This window comes from Enterobacter sp. JJBC (assembly GCF_036936505.1).
Classification (GTDB): Bacteria; Pseudomonadota; Gammaproteobacteria; order Enterobacterales; family Enterobacteriaceae; genus Enterobacter; species Enterobacter hormaechei_C.
Map to the genome: position 1 here is coordinate 1495208 of NZ_CP136935.1, position 21156 is coordinate 1516363.

Here is a 21156-nt window from a genome sequence, read left to right on the forward strand (position 1 = left end):
TCAGGCTTTAGAAGGAACCAGAAGATGAGTCAAGTAAGCGCGGAATTTATCCCGACACGCATTGCTATTCTTACCGTTTCCGAACGTCGTGGTGAAGAGGATGATACCTCCGGCCACTGGCTGCGCGAGGCGGCACACGAAGCCGGACACCAGATTGTTGATAAAGCGATCGTCAAAGAAAACCGTTACGCCATTCGCGCTCAGGTCTCACAGTGGATTGCGAACAATGACGTCCAGGTGGTGCTGATCACTGGCGGCACCGGCTTTACCGCAGGCGACCAGGCGCCGGAAGCGCTGCTCCCGCTGTTCGATCGCGAAGTGGAAGGCTTCGGCGAAGTGTTCCGCATGCTCTCGTTTGAAGAGATTGGTACCTCTACGCTTCAGTCCCGTGCTGTCGCGGGGGTGGCGAACAAGACGCTGATCTTCGCCATGCCGGGGTCGACCAAAGCCTGCCGCACCGCGTGGGAAAACATTATTGCCCCGCAGCTGGATGCTCGTACCCGTCCGTGTAATTTCCATCCCCATTTAAAGAAATAAGCTATGTCACAACTGACCCACATAAACGCCGCTGGCGAAGCGCATATGGTGGATGTCTCCGCCAAAGCCGAAACGGTGCGCGAGGCGCGTGCTGAAGCGTTCATCACCATGCTGCCGGAGACGCTGGCGATGATTATCGACGGCAGCCATCACAAGGGTGATGTGTTTGCCACCGCCCGTATCGCTGGTATTCAGGCCGCTAAACGTACCTGGGACCTCATCCCGCTCTGCCATCCGCTGATGCTCAGCAAAGTGGAGGTAAATTTGCAGGCGCAGCCGGCGCATAACCGCGTGCGTATCGAGTCCTTGTGCCGCTTAACCGGGAAAACCGGCGTGGAGATGGAGGCGTTGACGGCGGCCTCCGTGGCGGCGCTGACCATCTACGACATGTGTAAAGCGGTGCAGAAAGATATGGTGATTGGCCCGGTGCGTCTGTTGGCAAAAAGCGGCGGCAAATCCGGTGATTTTAAGGTGGAAAGCCATGATTAAGGTGCTCTTTTTTGCCCAGGTCCGTGAGCTGGTCAATACCGACAGCCTGACGCTGGACGGCTCTTTCGAAAACGTCGCCGCCCTGCGCGCGCATCTGGCGGCGCAGGGCGACCGTTGGGCGCTGGCGCTGGATGAAGGCAAACTGCTGGCCGCCGTGAATCAGACGCTGGTGGAGTTGACCCACCCGCTGGCCGATGGGGACGAAGTGGCCTTCTTCCCGCCGGTAACAGGGGGTTAAGATGACGGAAACCCGAATTCTGGTCGGCCCTGAGCGCTTTAGCGTCGGTACCGAATACAGCTGGCTGGCAGAGCGCGATGAAGACGGCGCGGTCGTGACGTTTACCGGAAAAGTGCGTAACCACAACCTCGGCGACAGCGTAAAAGCGCTGACGCTGGAGCACTATCCGGGGATGACCGAAAAATCACTGGCGGCCATTGTCGAAGAGGCGCGAGGCCGCTGGCCGCTGGGACGCGTTACGGTTATCCATCGCATCGGCGAAATGTGGCCCGGCGAAGAGATTGTGTTTGTCGGCGTCACCAGCGCCCATCGCGGGAGTGCGTTTGCGGCGGGGGAGTTCATCATGGATTATCTTAAAACCAAAGCGCCGTTCTGGAAACGTGAAGCGACGCCGGAAGGTGAGCGCTGGGTGGAATCACGCGACAGCGATAAGCATGCCGCCAGCCGTTGGTAACAGGTTTACGTGGATGTGTTAGTCTTAACGTGTGTGTTTACTTAATCAGGAGTGAATCATGGACCGATTTCCGCGTTCCGATTCGATAGTTCAGCAGACCCGTAGCGGGCTGCAAACCTACATGGCTCAGGTATATGGCTGGATGACGGTTGGCCTGCTGCTTACCGCGTTTATCGCGTGGTATGCGGCAAACACGCCTGAACTGATGATGTTTATCTTCTCCAGCAAAATCACCTTCTTTGGGCTGATTATTGCGCAACTGGCGCTGGTATTTGTGCTCTCCGGGCTGGTGCACAAGCTCAGCTCGGGTATGGCGACCACGCTGTTTATGCTCTATTCGGCGCTGACCGGGCTGACGCTTTCCAGTATTTTCATCGTTTACACCTACTCCTCCATCGCCAGCACCTTTGTGGTGACCGGCGGGATGTTCGGTGTGATGAGCCTGTACGGTTACACCACCAAACGTGACCTGAGCGGCTTCGGCAACATGCTGTTTATGGGGCTGATTGGGATTGTGCTGGCGTCGCTGGTGAACCTGTGGCTGAAAAGTGACGCGCTGATGTGGGCGGTGACCTATATCGGGGTGGTGATCTTCGTGGGCTTAACCGCCTACGACACCCAGAAGCTGAAAAACATCGGTGAACAAATTGATGTTCGTGACAGTTCAAACCTGCGCAAATACTCGATTCTGGGCGCGTTGACGCTTTATCTGGACTTCATCAACCTGTTCCTGATGCTGCTGCGTATCTTCGGCAACCGTCGTTAGTGAGGGTGGCGCTGTCTGATGCCCTCACCCTGACGCTCTCCCACAGGGAGAGGGAACAAACCCTAAAAACGGCAACGAAGTTGCCGTTTTGCTTTTATTTTGCCATCGCCTTCTCGTTCTTCGCGCGCAGCTTCTTCGCCCGACTCTCCAGCACCAGATAACAGACCGTTGCCAGCGCCAGCGGCAGGAAGTAGTAGATCATGCGGTACGCGAGCAGGGCGGCGATAATCGTCCCGTGAGACACATGCTCCCCCGCAAGCAGCGCGATAAACACCGCTTCCAGTACGCCAATACCCGCCGGAATATGCACAATCACCCCGGCAATACTGCTTACCAGCAACACGCCCAGCACGAAGAAGTAATTCACATCTTCGCCAATTAACAGCCAGATAATAGCCCCCATCGCCATCCAGTTGGCGCTGGAAACCACCATTTGCAGGACGGCAAACTTCCATGACGGCAGCACCAGCTTCTGGCCTTTAATGGTCATGTGACGACGTTTGGCAAAGGCGCAGGCCCACAGGTAGGCCGCGATGATCAGCAGCAGTACGATGCCCAGAATGCGCAGAGTGGCCTCATCGATGTACCAGTGCGCAGGCAGCTGCACCACGCCGATGGTGAAAATCACCCCGCCCAGCAGAATATACCCCAGCCAGTTGGTGGTGATGCTTAAGGAGAAAATACGCGTAATGGTGCCGCCCGGTAAGCCAAGGCGGGAGTACAGGCGATAGCGCATACCAATCCCGCCCACCCAGGTGCTCAGCGTCAGGTTAAAGGCGTAGCAGATGAATGACACCAGCATAACCTGCCGTTTGGCAAGCTTATGCCCGCAGTAGGCGCGTCCCAGCAGGTCATAGCAGCCGTACATCAGGTAGCTCACAATCACCAGCCCAACGGCACCCAGCAGGACTGTCCGGTTGTAGTTGCGAATAACTTTCCACACCTCTTCCCAGTCCACCTTCTGGGCATACACCACCAGCAGGACCGCGACGGCAATAAAGAACAGCCAGGTCAGGATTTTTTTCGCCAGCCGCCAGCGAGGATGAGATTTTGACATCAGGTTTTCCCTCCATCTTCCGCCTCTACGCGGTCCTGGGTTTCCATTTCGGGTTGCACAGGCGGATCCACCAGCGCCAGTTTCGGCGTATGCGCGGGCAGCCAGCCCACCATGGCCGGGAAGTGGCGCAGGAAGTGGAACACCACCACGCCGATGCCCACGTTCCACCAGCTGCGTTTCGGCACCATGGACTCATCCACACGCACGCAGTCTTTATTAATAAGACCCTGAAGGTTATCGCGCAGGGTGTGATTAAACTGGCGATCGTGGATGATGAGGTTCGCTTCCAGATTCAGCGATAAGCTCAGCGGATCAAGGTTGCTGGAGCCGACGGTCGCCCAGTGGTCATCCATCACGGCGACTTTGCCGTGCAGCGGGCGGCGGCGATATTCATAGATCTGCACGCCGCTTTTGACCAGATAGCGATAGAGCAGACGCGCGCCCACCTTCACAATCGGCATATCGGGCTCACCCTGCACGATAAGCTTCACGCTCACGCCGCGTCGGGCCGCGTTGCGCATGGCATGCAAAATCCGGTAACCGGGGAAGAAATAGGCGTTGGCGATAATCACCTCGCGCTTCGCGTTCGCCAGCATCTTCAGGTAATGACGCTCGATATCGTCCCGATGCTCCTCGTTATCACGCCAGACGAACAGGGCCTGCGCCTCGCCGGGCTTGCGGTTCTCTTCCGGGCGATGACGGCGTCGCCACCAGCGGCGAGCGGCCTCTTTGCCGGGTAAGTTTTCCAGCACGAACAGCTGGATGTCCTGTACCACCGGCCCCTCAATGCGGATTGCATAATCCTGTTTGGCCTCAGGACCGTAATCCGACATATGTTCGGCGGAGTAGTTAATGCCGCCAACGAAGGCCACCGTTTCATCCACCACCACAATTTTGCGGTGCATACGGCGGAACAGGTTGGTGCGCATCCCGAACAGACGCGGGCCGGGATCGTAATAGCGGAACACCACCCCTGCGGCGGTGAGCTCGTTAACAAATTCGTCGCTGAGATCCGGCGAACCATATCCGTCGAGCAGGACCTCGATTTTTATACCGCGACGAGCGGCATGCAGCAGTGCGCTATGCAACTGCCTGCCCACGTCATCTTCAAACCAGATAAACGTTTCCAGAAAGACTTTCTGCTGTGCGTGGCTAATCGCCTCAAAAACCGCCGGATAATAGTTATCGCCATTTTCCAGCAGCGTAATACGGTTACCTTCCTGCCATGTGCATTTCATAAGTGGATCTCCGCGCTGAGTGGGGCATGGTCGGAGAGATGTCGCCAGTTGAGTAAAGCCAGCGCCGTCGGGCTGCTGGCGTGGGCATTTTTTACGTAGATGCGGTCAAGGCGCAGCAGGGGGAAGCGCACCGGAAACGTTCGCGCGGGACGACCGCGTGCGCGGGTAAAAATCTCCTCCAGCCCCGCATTCACCTTCAGCGGATGGTTGGCACGCTGTCGCCAGTCGTTGAAATCACCGGCCACCACCACGGGCTCGCCCTCCGGCAGCGCATTGGTCCAGTCTGCCAGCATCTGTAGCTGAGCCTGACGGTGGGCTTCACGCAGGCCAAGATGAACACAGCCTACATGAATGGGAAAATCGAGCTCTGGGGGGGTGATACGACAGTATAACAGCCCGCGTTTTTCACTCTCGCCAACGGAGACGTCCCGGTTCTCATAATGCTCGATAGGAAAACGCGACAGCACCGCGTTACCGTGATGCCCCTCCGGGTAGACCGCATTGCGCCCGTAGGCGTAATCGCTCCACATGGTATCCGCCAGAAACTCGTAGTGGGGCGTGTCGGGCCAGTTTTCGAAATGCATCGGGTGCACTTCATGCGCGCCCATGACCTCCTGGAGGCAGACAATATCGGCGCTGACGGTGCGTACCGCGTCGCGCAGCTCCGGTAAAATGAAGCGGCGGTTAAATGCTGTGAAGCCCTTATGAATGTTTATCGTCAGCACCTTAAGCGAGAAATGCTGCGTTTTTTTGCTCATAAACACCTTCCTGGGTGACTATCCCGATGAAAATAAAGTGTAGTAGGCGTCACAAAAAGATGCGGCGTTACGGAATTTTCCGTAAAGTGCGGTAGTCTGAATTAGCAGAGAAAAATCCTTCAGGAGAGAAGCCATGAAGTGGCAACAACGCGTTCGTGTCGCAACCGGTTTGAGTTGCTGGCAGATAATGTTGCATTTACTGGTCGTGGCCGTACTGGTGATGGGCTGGATGAGCGGCACGCTGGTGCGTGTTGGCTTAGGGTTATGCGTGGTTTACGGCGTGACCGTGCTGTCGATGCTGTTTTTACAGCGTCATCACGACGCGCGCTGGCGCGAAGTGGGAGATGTGCTCGAAGAGCTCACCACCACCTGGTATTTTGGTGCGGCAATGATCGTCCTGTGGCTGTTGTCACGCGTGCTGCAAAACAACCTGCTGCTGGCCCTGGCGGGTCTGGCTATCCTCGCAGGACCCGCGGTGGTGTCGTTGCTCACCAAAGAGAAAAAGCTACGCGATGTTTCGTCTAAACATCGCATAGGCCACTGAGCCCGTAGTGGCCGCGATGACCAGTAGCGGCCACAAACTTCCCCACACAATATCCAGACTCGCATCCTTCAGATAGATCTGCTTGGTGATATCCGTGAAGTGACGAATCGGGTTTATCCACGTCAAATCCTGTAACCACACCGGCATGTTCTCCACTGGCGAAACGTACCCAGAAAGCAAAATCGCCGGCATCATAAAGACAAACACCCCAATAAACGCCTGCTGCTGCGTTGAGCATAGCGCGGAAATCAGCAGCCCAAACCCCACCAGCGACAGGCCGTAAATCACCATCGTGAAGTAAAACAGCGCCAGCGATCCGGCAAACGGGATCTGGTACGCCCATATTCCCACCCCCAGCACGATGGTGGCCTGGAACGTCGCGACAATCAGTGCCGGCACCGCCTTGCCGACAAATATCTGCCAGGTGGCGAGCGGCGAGACCAGCAGCTGATCCAGCGTGCCCTGTTCGCGCTCGCGGGCGACGGAGAGAGAGGTCACAATCATCACTCCGATGGTAGTGATCATGGCGATCAGCGACGGCACCACAAACCACTTGTAGTCCAGATTCGGGTTATACCAGTTGCGCACCACCAGTTCGCTGTTGTTGGGTTTGGGTTTGCCCGCCATCAGCTCCTGCTGGTAGTCCTTCACTACCTGCTGCAAATAGTTCGCCGCAATCTGGGCGCTGTTGGAGTTACGCCCGTCGAGGATCAGCTGCATCGGCGCGGTCTGGAAGGTATCCAGATTGCGGGAGAAATCCGCCGGGAAGCGCACCAGCAATAATGCTTTCTGCGTGTCGATGGTGGGCTGGATCGCCTGCGGGCTTTGCAGCAGCAGGACATGGGTAAAGGCTTTGGCGCGGGCGAAACGCTGCGTCAGCTCGACGGAATGCTTGCCATTGTCTTCGTTGTAAATGGCGATGGTGGCGTTGGTGACCTCCAGCGTGGCGGCAAACGGAAACAGTACAACCTGAAGCAGCACCGGCAGCACCAGAATGGCGCGGGTCTGCGGCTCGCGCAGCAGGGATTGCAGCTCTTTGCGGATCAGTGTCCATAAACGGTGAAACATGCGCGCTCCTTAATCTAACCGCCGTTTGGTTTTCATCCACGTCAACCCGATAAACATCACCGCCGACGCCATTAAAAACAGCGTGTTGATAATCAGCACTACCGGAATATTCCCCGCCAGGAACAGGCTTTGCAGCGTGCTCACGAAGTAGCGCGCCGGGATAATGTAGGTCACGGCGCGGATGACGGCAGGCATGCTGTCTATCTGGAAGATAAACCCTGAGAGCATTATTGACGGCAGGAAAGCGGCGTTCAGCGCCACCTGCGCGGCGTTAAACTGGTTGCGGGTGATGGTGGAGATGAGCAGTCCCATCCCCAGCGTGCTGAGTAAGAACAGGCTTGTGATAAAGAACAGCACCACCAGCGAGCCGCGGTACGGCACGCCGAGGATAAAGACGGACACCAGCATGCAGAGCAGCATCGCCAGCATGCCGAGGAAGTAGTAGGGAATAAGCTTGCACAGCAGCAGCTCGACGCGCGTCACTTCGGTCGAGAGCAGCGCCTCCATGGTGCCGCGCTCCCATTCGCGGGCGATGACCAGCGAGGTCAGAATCGCGCCGATCACCGTCATAATAATCGTTACCGCGCCCGGAATAATAAAGTGCTGGCTGATGGCGGCGGGGTTAAACCAGTAGCGCGTCTGCACGTCAATCAGCGGTTCAAACTCCTCCCCCCGGTCTTCGGCGCGCTGCATCTGCCAGAGCTGCCAGATCCCCTCCGCGTAGCCCTGCACGAAGTTCGCGGTGTTTGGCTCGCTGCCGTCAGTGATGACCTGGATCGGCGCATCGGTATTCGCCCGCGCCATGTTGGCGGCAAAATCCACCGGAATGACGATCAGACCGCGAATCTTCCCGGCCTGCATCTTCTGGATCAGCTCCTGACGATTGTCGCTGATGGTGGCGTCAATGTAGGGCGAACCGGTCATGGCGTGGGTAAAGTCCAGCGCCTCTTCGCTCTGCTGTTCGAGTAAAATCCCGACCCGCAGCTTGCTGGAGTCCAGGTTAATGCCGTAGCCAAAGATAAACAGCAGCAGCAGGGGGATCACCACCGCAATCAGCCAGCTGCTGGGGTCGCGCACGATCTGACGCGTCTCTTTAACGCACAGGGCGCGCACCCGGCGCCAGGAGAGGGCGTTACTGCGCATGAGTATTCTCCTTATCCCAGTCGTGAATGAGGGTGATAAACGCCTGCTCCATGGTCGGGTCTGGCTGCGCGTCGTCGGCGGCCTGCGCTTTCAGGTCATCCGGCGTGCCGTGGGCAATCAGCTTGCCGCGATAGACCAGCCCGATACGGTCGCAATACTCCGCCTCGTCCATAAAGTGGGTGGTGACCATCACGGTCACGCCTTTTTCCACCATGCTATTGATATGCAACCAGAATTCACGGCGGGTGAGGGGGTCCACGCCTGACGTAGGTTCATCAAGAAACAGGATATCCGGCTCGTGCATCAACGAGCAGGCCAGCGCCAGCCGCTGTTTGAAGCCAAGCGGCAGCGCGTCGGTCGCCTGCGAGGCGATATCGGTCAGGCCGAAGGCGTCGCACATGCGGCCGATCTTCTGGTTCTGCGCCCGTCCCCGCAGGCCATAGACGCCGGAGAAAAATCGCAGATTTTGCTCCACCGTCAGGTTGCCGTAGAGCGAAAACTTCTGCGCCATATAGCTCAGGTGCTGGCGCGCCTTGCCGGAGCTGACTTTGAGATCCATGTTCAGCACCAGCGCCTTGCCGGATGTCGGTACCAGCAGACCGCACATCATTTTAAAGGTGGTGGATTTTCCTGCGCCGTTCGGCCCGAGCAGGCCAAATATCTCGCCGCGCTTCACGGCAAAATTGACGTTATCGGTGGCGGCGAAGTCGCCGAATTTTTTGGTGAGCGATTTCGCTTCAATGACCGTTTCGCCCGGCGTACCTTCCACCGTGTGCAGAATGGCGCCAAGCGGTGATTCTGAGGTTCCCGCCCCGCCCAGCAGATCGATAAACGCATCTTCAAAGCGCGGCGCGGTCTCTGTCATGTCGATCTCAGGCATCCCCTGCGCACGCCGGATATCGTCGGCGGTGGCCTCTTTTTTGAGGATCACGCGCACCGAACGGCCCTGAATCATCCCGTCGCTCACCTGGGGCAGCTTCAGCACCCGTTGCAGCAGCGTGCGGTTGGATTCCTGCGCGCTGTGCAGCAGAAAACTTCGCCCGGCCATGGTTTGCGTCAGCTCGGTGGGTTCGCCCTGATAGAGCAGTTCGCCTTCATTCATCAGCAGCACGTCGCGGCACTGTTCTGCTTCATCAAGGTATGAGGTACTCCAGAGGATCAGCATGCCGTCACCCGCCAGCTCGTGCACCATCTGCCACAGTTCACGGCGGGAAATCGGGTCCACGCCGACGCCGGGTTCATCCAGCAACAGCACCTTCGGTTCGCCCACCAGCGTGCAGGCCAGCCCCAGCTTCTGCTTCATCCCGCCGGAAAGTTTGCCCGCCAGCCGTTCGGTGAACGGGCCGAGGGAGGTGAACGCCAGCAGGCGCTCGAAGGTTTTCTCCCGGGTTTCGCCGGTGACGCTGCGCAGGTCGGCGTACAGGTTGAGGTTTTCCATCACCGTCAGGTCTTCGTACAGACCAAACTTCTGCGGCATATAGCCGAGTATGCCGTGGAGCGCCGCGTCGTCTTTGATCGGATCGAGGCCAAGCACGCTGGCACTGCCTTCATCCGGCTTCAGCAATCCCGCCAGCATCCGCATCAGCGTGGTTTTACCCGCGCCGTCCGGCCCCACCAGCCCGGTCACATAGCCTTTCTGAATCGTACAATTCAGCGGTGCGACCGCCGGTTTAGCCATTCCCGGGAAGCGTTTGACCAGATTGTTGAGCTGGATAACCGCGTCATTCATGTCGTTCCCCGTCGTTTAAGGTCACGGTAACAGGCATGCCCTGACGCAGCGCGTCGTCCGCATCGGTGACGATGATGCGCAGGCGATACACCAGGTCGGTACGCAGGTCCGGGGTTTCAACGGTTTTTGGCGTGAACTCGGCGGTAGGGGAGACGAAGCCCACTTTGCCGTGATAAGGCTTGTCCGGGCGACCGTCGGTATAGAGCAGCAGTTCGCGGCCCGGCTGCATCTGGCCAAGATTCGGCTCATCAATGTAAGCGCGCACCCACACCGGACGGGTTAAGGAGAGCGTTAACACGGTGCTGCCCGCGCTGAGCATGCTGCCCGGCTCCACGGCGCGGGTCATCAGCGTGCCGTCAGACGGGGCGATTAACGTGGTGTCGTGCAGATCCAGCTCCGCCTGGGCTAACTGCGCCTGCGCCTGCTCAAGGCTGGCCTTCGCCTGGGCAATGTCCTGCGCACGGTTACCGGTGCGGTACTGGCTTAGCTTATCCTGGGCAGATTTCAGCGTCGCCTGTGCCTGGTCGCGGGATGAGCGCGCGTTTTCCAGGTCGTTGGCGGAAATAGTACGGCTTTTCCATAAGCCTTGCTGACGGTTATAGAAATTCTGCGCATAGTCATAGGCGGCTTTTGCCTGCTTAACGGCAGCGGCCGCCTGGGAGATCTCTTCGTCACGATAGCCCGCCAGCATCAGGTCGTATTGCGCCTGTGCGACGGAGACGCCTGCTTTTGCCTGCATCAGCGCGTTCTCAAACGGGGCTTTGTCCAGCATCCCCAGCGTCTGCCCGGCTTTGATGGCATCGCCTTCGTCAACGTTCAGCGAGGCCAGCCGTCCGCCAACGCGGAAGCTCATGTTCACGGTGCGGATATCCACGTTGCCATACAGCGTCAGGCCACGATCCTGCTGGCTCTGATACCACAGCCAGCCGCCTGTTCCCGCGGCAAGCAAGACAACAACCACCAGAATGATGGCGACAGGTTTTTTCATGACTTCTGGCTCCTTTGCGTTAAGCCTTGCAGGATCAGATCAACGTGACAGGTAATGACCTGGCTAATTTGCGCGGCTTTATCCTCATCGAATTGTGTCCAGCCCGTACGTAACAGGATGGTCTCACGCCCCAGACGGAAGGCGAGCACTTCGCCCAGCAGGGCGTGGGTATGCAAAATGGTGTCGGTATCGCTGGCGTCCCGTCCGGTATAGGCGGCGATCAGCCGGGTCAGATGGCTGTGCATCGGGGCGATCACCTGATCGTGCACCAGCTGGTACGCGGCAGTGGGGGAGAGCTGCTCGCGGGAGATAAATTTGCTCAGGTTCAGCGTATCGTCGTGCGTCAGCAGGCGGATCATGTTGTGACAGGCGTTAAGGATCAGCTGGCGGATGGCAGCCCGGTCAGGCTCTGGCTGGCTGAACAGCGCGGTGGCTTCTTCCACGTGCGGGCGAAAGCTGGTGCCGATAAAATCCGCGATCCACTGGGCGCAGGCGAGGTATAAATCCTCTTTTGAACCAAAATAGTAGGTAATGGCCGCAATATTCTGCCCGGCCTGAGCGGCGATATCCCGCGTGGTGGCATGCAGACCATACTCGCCAAACTGCGCCAGCGCGGCGGCGATAAGCTGACTTTTCGCCTGTTCGCCTTTGGTTGTCGTTGGGGTTGTATTCATAGCAGCATTAAAAATTAATCAATCGATTGATTAAGATTATGCCTGATTTGCGCAAACGTCGAGTCATCGCCGGGGATATTTTATGCGCCACGTCACAAAAGCTGCTACACTCCGCACCTTCGCGACATTGTGGTTTTTGTCCTTCTATTCGTTATATCTCCCTGAAAACTACACCTGTGATGGTCGGGGCGGTTCGGAGTTTTTATGTCTTTTGATTCCCTTGGTCTGAACCCGGAAATTCTGCGCGCCATCGCAGAGCAGGGCTACGTTGAGCCAACCCCTATCCAGCAGCAGGCCATTCCGGCCGTTTTGCAGGGCCGTGACCTGATGGCAAGCGCGCAGACCGGTACCGGTAAGACCGCGGGCTTTACCCTGCCGCTGCTGGAGCTGTTGGTAAAAAACCAGCCGCACGCCAAAGGCCGTCGTCCGGTGCGTGCGCTGATCCTCACCCCAACCCGCGAGCTGGCGGCCCAGATTGGCGAGAACGTGCGTGAATACAGCCGCTACCTCAACATTCGTTCGCTGGTAGTTTTCGGCGGGGTAAGCATTAACCCGCAGATGATGAAGCTGCGCGGCGGCGTGGACGTGCTGGTGGCAACGCCGGGGCGTCTGCTGGATCTGGAACACCAGAACGCGGTGAAGCTCGATAACATCGAAATTCTGGTGCTGGACGAAGCCGACCGTATGCTGGACATGGGCTTCATCCACGACATTCGCCGCGTGCTGGCGAAGCTGCCGACGCGTCGTCAGAACCTGCTCTTCTCCGCGACCTTCTCCGACGAGATCAAGGCGCTGGCGGAAAAGCTGCTGCATAACCCGCTGGAAGTGGAAGTCGCGCGCCGCAACACCGCCTCCGAGCAGGTGACGCAGCACGTTCACTTTGTGGATAAGAAGCGCAAGCGGGAACTGCTCTCCCAGATGATCGGACAGGGCAACTGGCAGCAGGTGCTGGTCTTTACCCGCACCAAGCACGGCGCCAACCACCTGGCGGAACAGCTGAATAAAGACGGCATCCGCAGCGCGGCGATCCACGGCAACAAGAGCCAGGGCGCGCGTACCCGCGCGCTGGCGGACTTTAAATCTGGCGACATTCGCGTGCTGGTGGCAACCGACATCGCCGCACGCGGTCTGGATATCGAAGAGCTGCCGCACGTGGTGAACTACGAGCTGCCAAACGTGCCGGAAGATTACGTTCACCGTATCGGCCGTACCGGCCGTGCGGCGGCCACCGGTGAAGCGCTCTCTCTGGTTTGCGTGGACGAGCACAAGCTGCTGCGTGACATCGAACGCCTGCTGAAGAAAGAGATCCCGCGCATTGAAACCCCGGGCTATGAAGTGGACCCGTCGATCAAAGCCGAGCCAATTCAGAACGGTCGTCAGGGTGGCGGACGCGGTCAGGGCGGCGGTGGTCGCGGTCAGCAGCCGCGTCGTTCAGAAGGTGGCGCGCCGAAATCTTCGGGCAAACCGCCGCGTCGTAATAACGACAGCAAACCAGCCGGTGAAAACCCGTGGCGTAGCGGCGAAGGGAAACCGGCAGGCGAGGGGCAGCGCCGACGCCGCCCGCGTAAACCTGCTAACCCGCAGTAATCTGGAAGCCCGGTCGTAAAGCCGGGCTTTTCTTTTTGCGGCAGCGGAGAGAAAGTGCCACAATAGTGGCTGTTTATACAGTATTTCAGGTTTTCCGATGGCTTTAACCGCTGCGCTGAAAGCGCAAATAGGCGCCTGGTATAAGGCGCTACAGCAGCAGATCCCCGATTTTATCCCCCGAGCGCCGCAGCGGCAGATGATTGCCGACGTGGCAAAAACGCTCGCCGGGGACGACGGGCGACATCTGGCGATTGAAGCCCCGACCGGCGTCGGGAAAACCCTGTCGTATCTCATTCCCGGCATCGCCATCGCGCGGGAGGAGGACAAAACGCTGGTGGTCAGCACCGCCAACGTGGCCTTGCAGGATCAGATCTTCAGCAAAGATTTGCCGCTGCTGCGCAAAATTATCCCCGATTTACGCTTCACCGCCGCCTTTGGTCGCGGGCGCTACGTCTGCCCGCGCAATCTGGCGGCGCTGGCCAGCAGTGAACCCTCCCAGCAGGATCTGCTCGCGTTTCTTGATGACGAGCTGACGCCAAACAACAAGGCGGAGCAGGAGCAGTGCGCAAAGCTGAAGGCCGATCTCGACGGCTACAGGTGGGACGGCCTGCGGGATCACACCAGCCAGGCGATCGGCGACGACCTGTGGCGCAGGCTCAGCACCGATAAAGCGAGCTGCCTGAACCGCAACTGTCACTACTACCGCGAATGCCCTTTCTTTGTTGCCCGGCGTGAGATTCAGGAAGCGGAGGTGGTTGTCGCCAACCATGCGCTGGTGATGGCCGCACTGGAGAGTGAAGCGGTCCTGCCGGAGCCCAAAAACCTGCTGCTGGTGCTCGATGAAGGTCATCATCTGCCCGACGTGGCGCGGGATGCGCTGGAGATGAGCGCGGAAATTACCGCCCCGTGGTTTCGCCTGCAACTGGATCTGTTCTGTAAGCTGGTGGCAACCTGCATGGAGCAGTTCCGCCCGAAAACCACGCCGCCGCTGGCGGTTCCGGAGCGGTTGAGCGAGCACTGTGAAGAGGTGTACGGCCTCATCGCCTCGCTGAATAACATTCTTAACCTGTATCTCCCCGCCACCCAGGAGGCGGAACACCGCTTTGCGATGGGGGAGTTGCCGCAGGAAGTGATGGAAATTTGTCAGCAGCTGGCGAAGCACCTTGAAAAGCTGCGCGGGCTGGCGGAGATGTTTCTCAACGATCTCAGCGAGAAAACCGGTACCCATGACGTGGTGCGTTTGCACCGCATTCTGCTGCAAATGAACCGCGCGCTGGGCATGTTTGAGGCGCAGAGCAAACTCTGGCGGCTGGCCTCAATGGCGCAGGCGTCCGGCGCGCCGGTGACAAAGTGGGCCACCCGCGAAGTGCGAGACGGGCAGGTACATCTGTTCTTCCACTGCGTGGGCATCCGCGTGGCCGATCAGCTGGAAAAGCTGATCTGGCGCAGCGTGCCGCACGTGGTAGTGACGTCGGCGACCCTGCGTTCACTGAACAGCTTCTCAAGGTTGCAGGAAATGAGCGGCCTGAAAGAGAAAGCGGGGGACCGTTTTGTGGCCCTGGACTCGCCGTTCAACCACTGTGAGCAGGGCAAGCTGGTGATCCCGCGCATGAACTATGAGCCGCTTATCGATAACGAAGAGCAGCATATTGCGGAAATGGCGGCCTACTTCCGCGAGCAGGTTGAGAGTAAAAAATACCCCGGTATGCTGGTGCTGTTTGCCAGCGGCCGCGCGATGCAACGCTTCCTGGAGCACGTCACCGATCTGCGCTTGCTCCTGCTGGTGCAGGGCGATCAGCCGCGCTATCGGCTGGTGGAAACCCACCGTAAACGCATTGATAACGGCGAGCGCAGCGTGCTGGTGGGGTTACAGTCCTTTGCGGAAGGGCTTGATTTGAAAGGTGACTACCTGACGCAGGTGCATATCCACAAAATTGCCTTCCCGCCCATCGACAGCCCGGTGGTGATCACTGAAGGCGAATGGCTGAAAAGCCTGAACCGTTATCCGTTTGAAGTGCAAAGCCTGCCTGCGGCGTCGTTTAACCTTATTCAGCAGGTCGGGCGCTTGATCCGTAGCCACGGCTGCTGGGGCGAGGTGGTGATTTATGACAAACGACTGCTCACCAAAAACTACGGCCAACGGCTGCTGAATGCGCTGCCGATCTTCCCGATTGAGCAGCCAGAAGTGCCGGAGGTAAAAAAACGCCCGGCAAAACCCTCTGCCGGGCGTACAAAAAGCATCCGTGCAAAGAGGCGCGGTCCTACTGGTAAGTGAATGTCACCTGAATCACGCTGCTGAACGTCCCGGCAGTGACGGGCATTGAGGTGGCGTAGTAGCGCGCGGACAGGGGAAAGGTTGCCGTGTGGTCGCTCGGATTGATGGCGGCGTTAAAGGCGGCCTGCGGGGCAATCAGTATTTTGTCCTGCCGGTCTGCCAGCTCCAGCGCCAGCCCCTTTGCGCTGCCGATATTGGCGAATTTAGTGGGGTGCGTGCTGTCCGCCTGTCCATAGAAGTAGGCGGTGGCAAGCGCGAGGCTTGGCGGGCAGTGGGATACTGACAGGGAGAAGTCTTTCCACTCGCCGGTATCGCCCACGTCTTTAAAATCACCGGATGCCGCCTGACCTAAATCCACCGTCAGGTTCCGGCTGGCGCTGTCGATGATGCAGGTATTGGCGTAAATGTTACCCGTCATCTGGATCTGAATATCCTCGGCGTGTGCCTGGGCGATCAGCCCCAGCGCCAGAAACGCAATTATCTTCTTCATGTCAGTTACTTATAAGCAAGCGTGATGGTGGCAACGGTGTTGGCCGGACCGGGAGTGACCACGTCGCTGACCTGCTCGTAACGCACCTCAAACGGTATGGTCAGCGTTTCGTTGGCAATGGCTTCGCTTCGGGTGTTAACGTAGGTATCAAAGGTGGCGATATTGTCGTCGAACAGCATTCGGACACCGACGCCCGTCGCGACGCCGGTCTGCTGCGTGAGTTTCAGCACCCCTTCGAAGGCCGTTTCATAGCCGTTTGAGCTGGTAATTTTCACTTCAGGCTGTACGGTGCTGTTGCAGTTCACCGTGACGTCAAAGTTTCGTGCCGGGGAAGAGAGCATCCCCACGCTGATAAAATCGCTGACCGGGAAATCCCCCAGATTGACCGTCAGGTTTTTCGGCAGGACGGAGCAGGTGACCTCTTTCAGAATAACGTTGCCTGCATAGGAGATGGTGTTGGGATCGCCCAGCCCTTCGTGGTGATAAACCCCGATCCCAAAACGGGTCTGACTTTGATTCAGCGTGCCTGACGCTACGGTATCGCTGGTTTTGACCAACTCCAGCGTAACGTCGAAATTAAAGGTCTGTTTGCCATCGCTGGAAACATAACCCAACGGCGTTCCTGTGGAAATGCAGTTAACGCCTCCGGCTCCGCTGATGCGCTGCCCCTGATCGTTCATCAGGGCCACACCGATCCCAGGGACTCCCGAATCGTAGACACCCTTCAGGCCTGGAATCTCAGACCCAGTGCCGTAGTAACAAGAGACAATTTCCAGCCCCTTATCTTCCGCATTGTCACAATTACCGGCGATATGGGCGATTTGCTCTGTACCCGGGATCGTTTCGCCAACGGCCAGCGTCGTGGGAACGGAGATAGAGGCCACGTTGATCATTTTCGGCAGGTCTGGGGTAGTACAGGTCGCCTTCGCATGCGGCATAAATAACGCGGCGGTTCCCAGAACCAGTAAGAAAAAGCACTGTTTAATCATTTGCATAATCGTTAGCCTGAACGGTGGATCAGTGACACTGCGCGGCAGCGTTAATGATGCTGGTTTGCTCTTTCTCATCCGTTAGCGCATAGTCAGCGACGCAGTGCTCGTTCGCCCCCTGTCCCCAGGAAACGTAGAGATGCCCTTGCTGCGGTAGACCAGAGAGGTAGGTCTGGCCGTCATTCCCGACAATAAATTCGCTGTCCTTATCTTCGGTGGTGACCGTTGCGCCGAAGGGCAGCGGTTTACCCTTTTGCGTAAGCGTCATCAGGACGCGGTTACCCACGCGGGTGTTAAAGCTGGCGCGCACCACGGCCCCGCGGGTTGGCGTCACGATCTGCGCCGCGTGGGTGACGTCGGCGTTGTCCGGTAGCGTTTCGGTATCCAGCGCGATGGTGTTGTGGCGATACGCGGTAACAAACGGCACGACGGTGTAGCCGCGGAAATCGGTCTCGACGCCCGTCTGGTTTGTGATATGGGTTCCGTGCGTGCCCGGCGCTTTCACCAGCGCGATGGTGTCACCGAGCGGCTGGCTCAGGGTTATTCCGTTCGCATGGGCAACCACGCCGCCCTGCAAACCGACGTTCAGGGTCTGCTGATACTTATCCTGACTGACGCCTGCGCTCACTTCGCCATAGGTCGCTTTGTAATCGGCGTTGATGCTGGTGGAGTTACCGCTGCCGGTGCTGCTCAGCCCTTCCTGGATGTTCCAGTTCAGGTTGTCCTCTTTCAGCGCCGTGCCGTTCAGGCCGATGTTCTGCGTCGTGCCGTCTTTGGTGTTGTTCAGGTTGTAGGTGGCCCAGGTGTTATGCATCCAGCGGTCCAGCGGCACCGAGACGCTCAGCGAGAACTGGTTGTCGTTTGTCACCTCGTTACCGTCTTCATCGCTGTCCTGGGTGTTTTTGTTCATGCTGTAGCTGAGGCTGTAGCTCACCCCGTGCCAGCTATTGTTGTAGCTGACGCTCATCGAGGTCATGTTCTGGCTCTGACTCCAGTACGTCTCTTTCACCATGCTCAGGGTGACGGATCCCCAGCCTTCCGGCAGCGTCTGGTCGATGGTGGCTTCGGTTCGGGCGCGGCGCTGCTGCGGTGCAGACCAGTTGTCGGAGCGGGTATATGACTCCATGGTGTCGTCCAGGGTGTAAAACCCTTTGCTGTTATAGCGATAGCCGGCCAGCGAGAAGTTGGTGCCTGACCGGGCGATGTCTTTGCTATAGCGCACGCGCCACGACTGGCCTTTGCTGGCCTGCTGTTTTTTCAACAGGGCCTTCGCGCGGGTCACGTCAATGGAAAAGGCGCCTAAATCGCCCATGTTTTTCCCGACGCCAGCCGCCTGAGACTGGTAATGGCTGCTCTGCTGCACGCCACCGTAGGCGGTGAAACCGTAGGGTAAACCGTAGATGGCGCTGCCCTGGGCAAACGGGGTCTTTTCAACGTCTTTGTCATAAGAGCGATAACGCCCGGCGGTTACGCTGTAGCGCAGGTTTTTTTCACGCTGCAATACCGGCACGGAGGCAAACGGCACCACGAAGTGGCTTTCGCTGCCGTCTGTTTCTTTCACCGTGACCTGGAGGTCGCCGCTGCTGCCGGTGGGGTAGAGGTCGTTAATCTCGAACGCACCCGGCGCGACCGTATTCTGATAAATTACGTACCCGTTCTGGCGGACCATCACTAGCGCGTTGCTGTGGGCGCTGCCGCGAATAATAGGGGCATAGCCTTTCTCGCTGTCCGGCAGCATGTCGCTGTCGGATTTTAGCTCCACGCCGGTATAGGGGACGCTGTCAAAAACGTCGGAAGGTGAGGTGCTTTGGCCCACCGTCACGTCACTTTTCATCGCCACAATATCGCGTTGCGCATAGGTATAAACGGAGGTGAATTTCTGTTTCTCCTCATGACCCGTGGTGCTGCGATTCCAGGTGGAGTAGTTACGAACGCGCCATGCCCCGATGTTGAAGCCGGGACGCAGGTTAACGTACTGGCTGCTGCTATTCTCTTCACCCTGCTGGCGCGCATGGCTCTGGCTGGCGTTGACGCTGTAATTAAGCAGGCCCGCGTTGATCCCTTCGTCAAACTCTTTCGGGTCGATGTAACCGCGAGGTACCTGACCGAGCGCCTTTTGCGGAATGCTCAGCAGCAGCTGCTGATTGCGCACGCGAAAGGTCGCGGATGCCGAAGGGATGGCGTGTAGATCGGCGCACTGACCTTCTGCCCTCAGCTGCGGATATTTTTGCGTTTTGATCCCGAGGCTCTTTAATTCGTCCAGTGTAAAACAAGGCTGGAGCGTGCTGGTGCCCTGTGGATCTTTAACTAAGTTGAAGGTCACGTCGCGGGTATCAATTTTATTGTTATTGATAAAGATCGCGACCTGATATTTACCTGGCGCCTGGCCGGGACCTTTTTCATAGACAGACAGATCGGTCTTTCCCTGCTGCGGGTTATCAATGTCCAGCAGGGCAGGGTTAAAATAATCATCAGCCAAAACCTGCTGCGCAAAGATCGCCATTGCCAGGCAACAAATAGCCATCAGCAATGACGAAAATCGGCAGGTGAACGGCTTTTTATGGCTGTACATGATGATTTTATTACCGGGTAATACGATTAATGAACGGGTTTAGACCATGTCTGACTGATGCTGCCGTAATCGGTAATAATGGAATACGCGACGGTAGAACCTCCGACGTTGCCAGGTAAAGCAAAATGCGTTTCAGTTTTCGGCACAGCCCAGGTGGCTTTTTTGACTTTCTGACCATTCAGGGTGACGGTCTGAAAATTCATAAAGAAAGGTGTGGGATTATTCACCACTAAATCATTCCCTTCGCGATGCCATTCAAGTTTATCGGCCACATCTTCTGGTCTGCCTTTTACCGCTGACGGGCGATAGAGCAATTTAATGCGGGTATTAATGGCAATTTGCAGCGTATTTACCCCTTCGACATGCTTCGAGGACGGGATCGCTTTAATATTCAGCCAGTACAGAGATTCCCTGTCTTCCGGTAAATTTCCTCCCGTACGGACTACGCGCAGGACGTTATCCTCTTTCGCATCCAGTCGAAAAAGCGGCGGGGTGATCAGGAACGGGGCTTTGGCCTGGTTTTTACCGCCAGAATCGACCCAGGACTGCACCAGATAATCCGTGGTATCCGGGTTTGAAAGACCGAGAGATGATTCCTTTTTATCTCCCTGATAGACCAGCCGGGTGCCATTAATCACGACCCCCGCCTGTGCCGAGGCTGCTACCAGTAAAAGAGTGCTCAGTAAATAACCGTGGCGCATAAAGATTTCACAATAAAAAGATGAGATATTAATGCTCGCAAAAGCATTAATATCTCAGGATTGATAAGATCAGTTATAAATAACGGTGAAGGTTGATACAGAGTTAGCAGGGCCTGCGGTGACTGCCGCCTGGGTTTGAATATAACGCGCACCAAACTCCAGATCGTTAACCGCCGTGCCGGAGGCTAAAGGATATTGCTTCGAAGGGGTATACAGGCTGACAGGCTGCCCGGACGTGTCAACCAGCTGAATAGCCACACCGGTAGCCGCATCGGTATCGGGCGTTAACGCCAGCGCGGCATTATTATCCGCATCCGGGGTACCACCGAAGTTAATCGCTGCCGAGGTTACGGTTTCCGGACAATTGGTTAACTTAATATCAAACTTCGTTAATGTGCTGGTAGAGCCTGCGCCGGTAAATACCGTTTTAGATACTTTTCCCAACTGAACATCTAATGGATTACTTAATCCATTCACGACCTGGCAAGCAGAATCGATAATTTCTCCGGTGAAATTAATCTGCCCTTCACCGTTGGTTGCCGCAAATGCAGATGCAGAACATCCCACCGTTGCGGCGATAAACAACCCTAATGCAACCTTGTTCATAGTAAATCCCGATGCGTTTCTGGCAAAAACGTTGCCTGGACGTTTTCACCGTTGACCTTTAATGACTTTTCGATGTTTATTTAATCAAAAAAAGGACAGAGACGAATCTTTTGTCCCAATCACAAATATTGCAAATAATGCTTGAGTTTATTTTTTTATCTGAAAACAGCAGGTTGATAATGATCACAAAACACTATCGGGTGCGTGTCCATCGGGCTATATTGTTAACAAGATGATGCTGTCAGGAGAAATG

The 21156-nt window shown here is 57.2% G+C and carries 21 protein-coding genes; 8 read left to right on the forward strand and 13 right to left on the reverse strand.

Going from position 1 to position 21156, the window contains the following annotated elements; all coding sequences use genetic code 11:
* Positions 1-24 precede the first annotated feature (24 nt).
* From moaB to RY075_RS07175, 5 genes are read left to right on the forward strand one after another with little or no spacing between them, the layout of a single operon-like run.
* Positions 25-537, forward strand: coding sequence for a molybdenum cofactor biosynthesis protein B (gene moaB / locus RY075_RS07155; protein WP_213845264.1), 513 nt, complete (start codon positions 25-27; stop codon positions 535-537).
* Between the two features lie 3 nt (positions 538-540).
* Positions 541-1026: a cyclic pyranopterin monophosphate synthase MoaC gene (moaC, locus tag RY075_RS07160; protein ID WP_003858511.1), complete on the forward strand. Its 486-nt coding sequence runs from the start codon at positions 541-543 to the stop codon at positions 1024-1026.
* Entirely contained in the window at positions 1019-1264 is a 246-nt protein-coding gene (moaD, locus tag RY075_RS07165; RefSeq protein WP_003858510.1) for a molybdopterin synthase sulfur carrier subunit, read from the forward strand. Before moaC ends, moaD begins: the two co-directional genes overlap by 8 nt.
* A gap of 1 nt (position 1265) precedes the next feature.
* Entirely contained in the window at positions 1266-1718 is a 453-nt protein-coding gene (gene moaE, locus RY075_RS07170; RefSeq protein ID WP_003858509.1) for a molybdopterin synthase catalytic subunit MoaE, read from the forward strand.
* A gap of 58 nt (positions 1719-1776) precedes the next feature.
* Positions 1777-2484 (forward strand): Bax inhibitor-1/YccA family protein, encoded by a 708-nt coding sequence (locus RY075_RS07175; RefSeq protein ID WP_003858508.1) that lies wholly within the window; start codon positions 1777-1779, stop codon positions 2482-2484.
* A 94-nt stretch (positions 2485-2578) separates the two neighbouring features.
* Here RY075_RS07175 and RY075_RS07180 read toward each other — a convergent pair whose 3' ends face one another.
* The 3 genes from RY075_RS07180 to RY075_RS07190 are packed head-to-tail and all read right to left on the reverse strand — an operon-like array spanning position 2579 to position 5537.
* The gene (locus RY075_RS07180; protein ID WP_003858505.1) at positions 2579-3541 is read right to left on the reverse strand and encodes a YbhN family protein; all 963 of its coding nucleotides are present in this window, start codon (positions 3539-3541) and stop codon (positions 2579-2581) included.
* Entirely contained in the window at positions 3541-4779 is a 1239-nt protein-coding gene (gene clsB, locus RY075_RS07185) for a cardiolipin synthase ClsB (protein ID WP_045894946.1), read from the reverse strand. Before clsB ends, RY075_RS07180 begins: the two co-directional genes overlap by 1 nt.
* Positions 4776-5537, reverse strand: coding sequence for an endonuclease/exonuclease/phosphatase family protein (locus RY075_RS07190; RefSeq protein WP_023315668.1), 762 nt, complete (start codon positions 5535-5537; stop codon positions 4776-4778). Before RY075_RS07190 ends, clsB begins: the two co-directional genes overlap by 4 nt.
* 133 nt (positions 5538-5670) lie before the next feature.
* Between RY075_RS07190 and RY075_RS07195 the strand changes: the two genes are divergently transcribed.
* Positions 5671-6081 (forward strand): YbhQ family protein, encoded by a 411-nt coding sequence (locus RY075_RS07195; protein WP_003858499.1) that lies wholly within the window; start codon positions 5671-5673, stop codon positions 6079-6081.
* On the opposite strand, the gene RY075_RS07200 is transcribed toward RY075_RS07195, so the two are convergent.
* Genes RY075_RS07200 through cecR form a run of 5 tightly spaced genes read right to left on the reverse strand, consistent with a single transcriptional unit; the run spans position 6043 to position 11683 of the window.
* Entirely contained in the window at positions 6043-7149 is a 1107-nt protein-coding gene (locus RY075_RS07200) for an ABC transporter permease (protein ID WP_022647506.1), read from the reverse strand. The genes RY075_RS07195 and RY075_RS07200 overlap by 39 nt on opposite strands.
* Positions 7150-7158: 9 nt before the next feature.
* Positions 7159-8292 carry an ABC transporter permease gene (locus RY075_RS07205; protein WP_032657664.1) on the reverse strand — a complete coding sequence of 378 codons (1134 nt, stop codon included), beginning with the start codon at positions 8290-8292 and terminating at the stop codon, positions 7159-7161.
* A complete protein-coding gene (locus RY075_RS07210; protein ID WP_338628361.1) occupies positions 8282-10021 on the reverse strand; it encodes an ATP-binding cassette domain-containing protein in 1740 nt (579 codons plus the stop codon). The genes RY075_RS07205 and RY075_RS07210 overlap by 11 nt, the downstream gene beginning before the upstream one ends.
* On the reverse strand, positions 10014-11009 hold the full coding sequence (gene hlyD / locus RY075_RS07215; RefSeq protein ID WP_023315672.1) for a secretion protein HlyD: 996 nt from the start codon (positions 11007-11009) through the stop codon (positions 10014-10016). The genes RY075_RS07210 and hlyD overlap by 8 nt, the downstream gene beginning before the upstream one ends.
* Positions 11006-11683, reverse strand: a complete 678-nt coding sequence (gene cecR / locus RY075_RS07220) for a transcriptional regulator CecR (RefSeq protein WP_003858489.1) — start codon at positions 11681-11683, stop codon at positions 11006-11008. Before cecR ends, hlyD begins: the two co-directional genes overlap by 4 nt.
* 204 nt (positions 11684-11887) lie before the next feature.
* Between cecR and rhlE the strand changes: the two genes are divergently transcribed.
* Both rhlE and dinG read left to right on the forward strand, forming a co-directional pair.
* Positions 11888-13270, forward strand: a complete 1383-nt coding sequence (gene rhlE / locus RY075_RS07225; protein ID WP_003858487.1) for an ATP-dependent RNA helicase RhlE — start codon at positions 11888-11890, stop codon at positions 13268-13270.
* 97 nt (positions 13271-13367) lie between these two features.
* The gene (gene dinG / locus RY075_RS07230; protein ID WP_015571073.1) at positions 13368-15545 is read left to right on the forward strand and encodes an ATP-dependent DNA helicase DinG; all 2178 of its coding nucleotides are present in this window, start codon (positions 13368-13370) and stop codon (positions 15543-15545) included.
* Here the strand turns inward: dinG and RY075_RS07235 are convergent.
* The 5 genes from RY075_RS07235 to RY075_RS07255 form a co-directional block, all read right to left on the reverse strand.
* On the reverse strand, positions 15532-16035 hold the full coding sequence (locus RY075_RS07235) for a fimbrial protein (protein ID WP_109948654.1): 504 nt from the start codon (positions 16033-16035) through the stop codon (positions 15532-15534). The genes dinG and RY075_RS07235 overlap by 14 nt on opposite strands.
* A gap of 5 nt (positions 16036-16040) precedes the next feature.
* The gene (locus RY075_RS07240) at positions 16041-17030 is read right to left on the reverse strand and encodes a fimbrial protein (protein ID WP_023292952.1); all 990 of its coding nucleotides are present in this window, start codon (positions 17028-17030) and stop codon (positions 16041-16043) included.
* 22 nt (positions 17031-17052) lie between these two features.
* The gene (locus tag RY075_RS07245) at positions 17053-19596 is read right to left on the reverse strand and encodes a fimbria/pilus outer membrane usher protein (protein ID WP_165830998.1); all 2544 of its coding nucleotides are present in this window, start codon (positions 19594-19596) and stop codon (positions 17053-17055) included.
* Between the two features lie 26 nt (positions 19597-19622).
* Positions 19623-20297, reverse strand: a complete 675-nt coding sequence (locus RY075_RS07250; protein ID WP_023315677.1) for a molecular chaperone — start codon at positions 20295-20297, stop codon at positions 19623-19625.
* Positions 20298-20366: 69 nt separating this feature from the next.
* On the reverse strand, positions 20367-20903 hold the full coding sequence (locus RY075_RS07255) for a fimbrial protein (protein ID WP_003858476.1): 537 nt from the start codon (positions 20901-20903) through the stop codon (positions 20367-20369).
* Positions 20904-21156 lie beyond the last annotated feature (253 nt).

Bases quoted from the DNA above. Each gene is read 5' to 3' on its own strand.
- moaB (WP_213845264.1), top strand. From the start codon at position 25: ATGAGTCAAGTAAGCGCGGAATTTATCCCGACACGCATTGCTATTCTT.
- moaC (WP_003858511.1), top strand. From the start codon at position 541: ATGTCACAACTGACCCACATAAACGCCGCTGGCGAAGCGCATATGGTG.
- moaD (WP_003858510.1), top strand. From the start codon at position 1,019: ATGATTAAGGTGCTCTTTTTTGCCCAGGTCCGTGAGCTGGTCAATACC.
- moaE (WP_003858509.1), top strand. From the start codon at position 1,266: ATGACGGAAACCCGAATTCTGGTCGGCCCTGAGCGCTTTAGCGTCGGT.
- RY075_RS07175 (WP_003858508.1), top strand. From the start codon at position 1,777: ATGGACCGATTTCCGCGTTCCGATTCGATAGTTCAGCAGACCCGTAGC.
- RY075_RS07180 (WP_003858505.1), bottom strand. From the start codon at position 3,541: ATGTCAAAATCTCATCCTCGCTGGCGGCTGGCGAAAAAAATCCTGACC.
- clsB (WP_045894946.1), bottom strand. From the start codon at position 4,779: ATGAAATGCACATGGCAGGAAGGTAACCGTATTACGCTGCTGGAAAAT.
- RY075_RS07190 (WP_023315668.1), bottom strand. From the start codon at position 5,537: ATGAGCAAAAAAACGCAGCATTTCTCGCTTAAGGTGCTGACGATAAAC.
- RY075_RS07195 (WP_003858499.1), top strand. From the start codon at position 5,671: ATGAAGTGGCAACAACGCGTTCGTGTCGCAACCGGTTTGAGTTGCTGG.
- RY075_RS07200 (WP_022647506.1), bottom strand. From the start codon at position 7,149: ATGTTTCACCGTTTATGGACACTGATCCGCAAAGAGCTGCAATCCCTG.
- RY075_RS07205 (WP_032657664.1), bottom strand. From the start codon at position 8,292: ATGCGCAGTAACGCCCTCTCCTGGCGCCGGGTGCGCGCCCTGTGCGTT.
- RY075_RS07210 (WP_338628361.1), bottom strand. From the start codon at position 10,021: ATGAATGACGCGGTTATCCAGCTCAACAATCTGGTCAAACGCTTCCCG.
- hlyD (WP_023315672.1), bottom strand. From the start codon at position 11,009: ATGAAAAAACCTGTCGCCATCATTCTGGTGGTTGTTGTCTTGCTTGCC.
- cecR (WP_003858489.1), bottom strand. From the start codon at position 11,683: ATGAATACAACCCCAACGACAACCAAAGGCGAACAGGCGAAAAGTCAG.
- rhlE (WP_003858487.1), top strand. From the start codon at position 11,888: ATGTCTTTTGATTCCCTTGGTCTGAACCCGGAAATTCTGCGCGCCATC.
- dinG (WP_015571073.1), top strand. From the start codon at position 13,368: ATGGCTTTAACCGCTGCGCTGAAAGCGCAAATAGGCGCCTGGTATAAG.
- RY075_RS07235 (WP_109948654.1), bottom strand. From the start codon at position 16,035: ATGAAGAAGATAATTGCGTTTCTGGCGCTGGGGCTGATCGCCCAGGCA.
- RY075_RS07240 (WP_023292952.1), bottom strand. From the start codon at position 17,030: ATGCAAATGATTAAACAGTGCTTTTTCTTACTGGTTCTGGGAACCGCC.
- RY075_RS07245 (WP_165830998.1), bottom strand. From the start codon at position 19,596: ATGTACAGCCATAAAAAGCCGTTCACCTGCCGATTTTCGTCATTGCTG.
- RY075_RS07250 (WP_023315677.1), bottom strand. From the start codon at position 20,297: ATGCGCCACGGTTATTTACTGAGCACTCTTTTACTGGTAGCAGCCTCG.
- RY075_RS07255 (WP_003858476.1), bottom strand. From the start codon at position 20,903: ATGAACAAGGTTGCATTAGGGTTGTTTATCGCCGCAACGGTGGGATGT.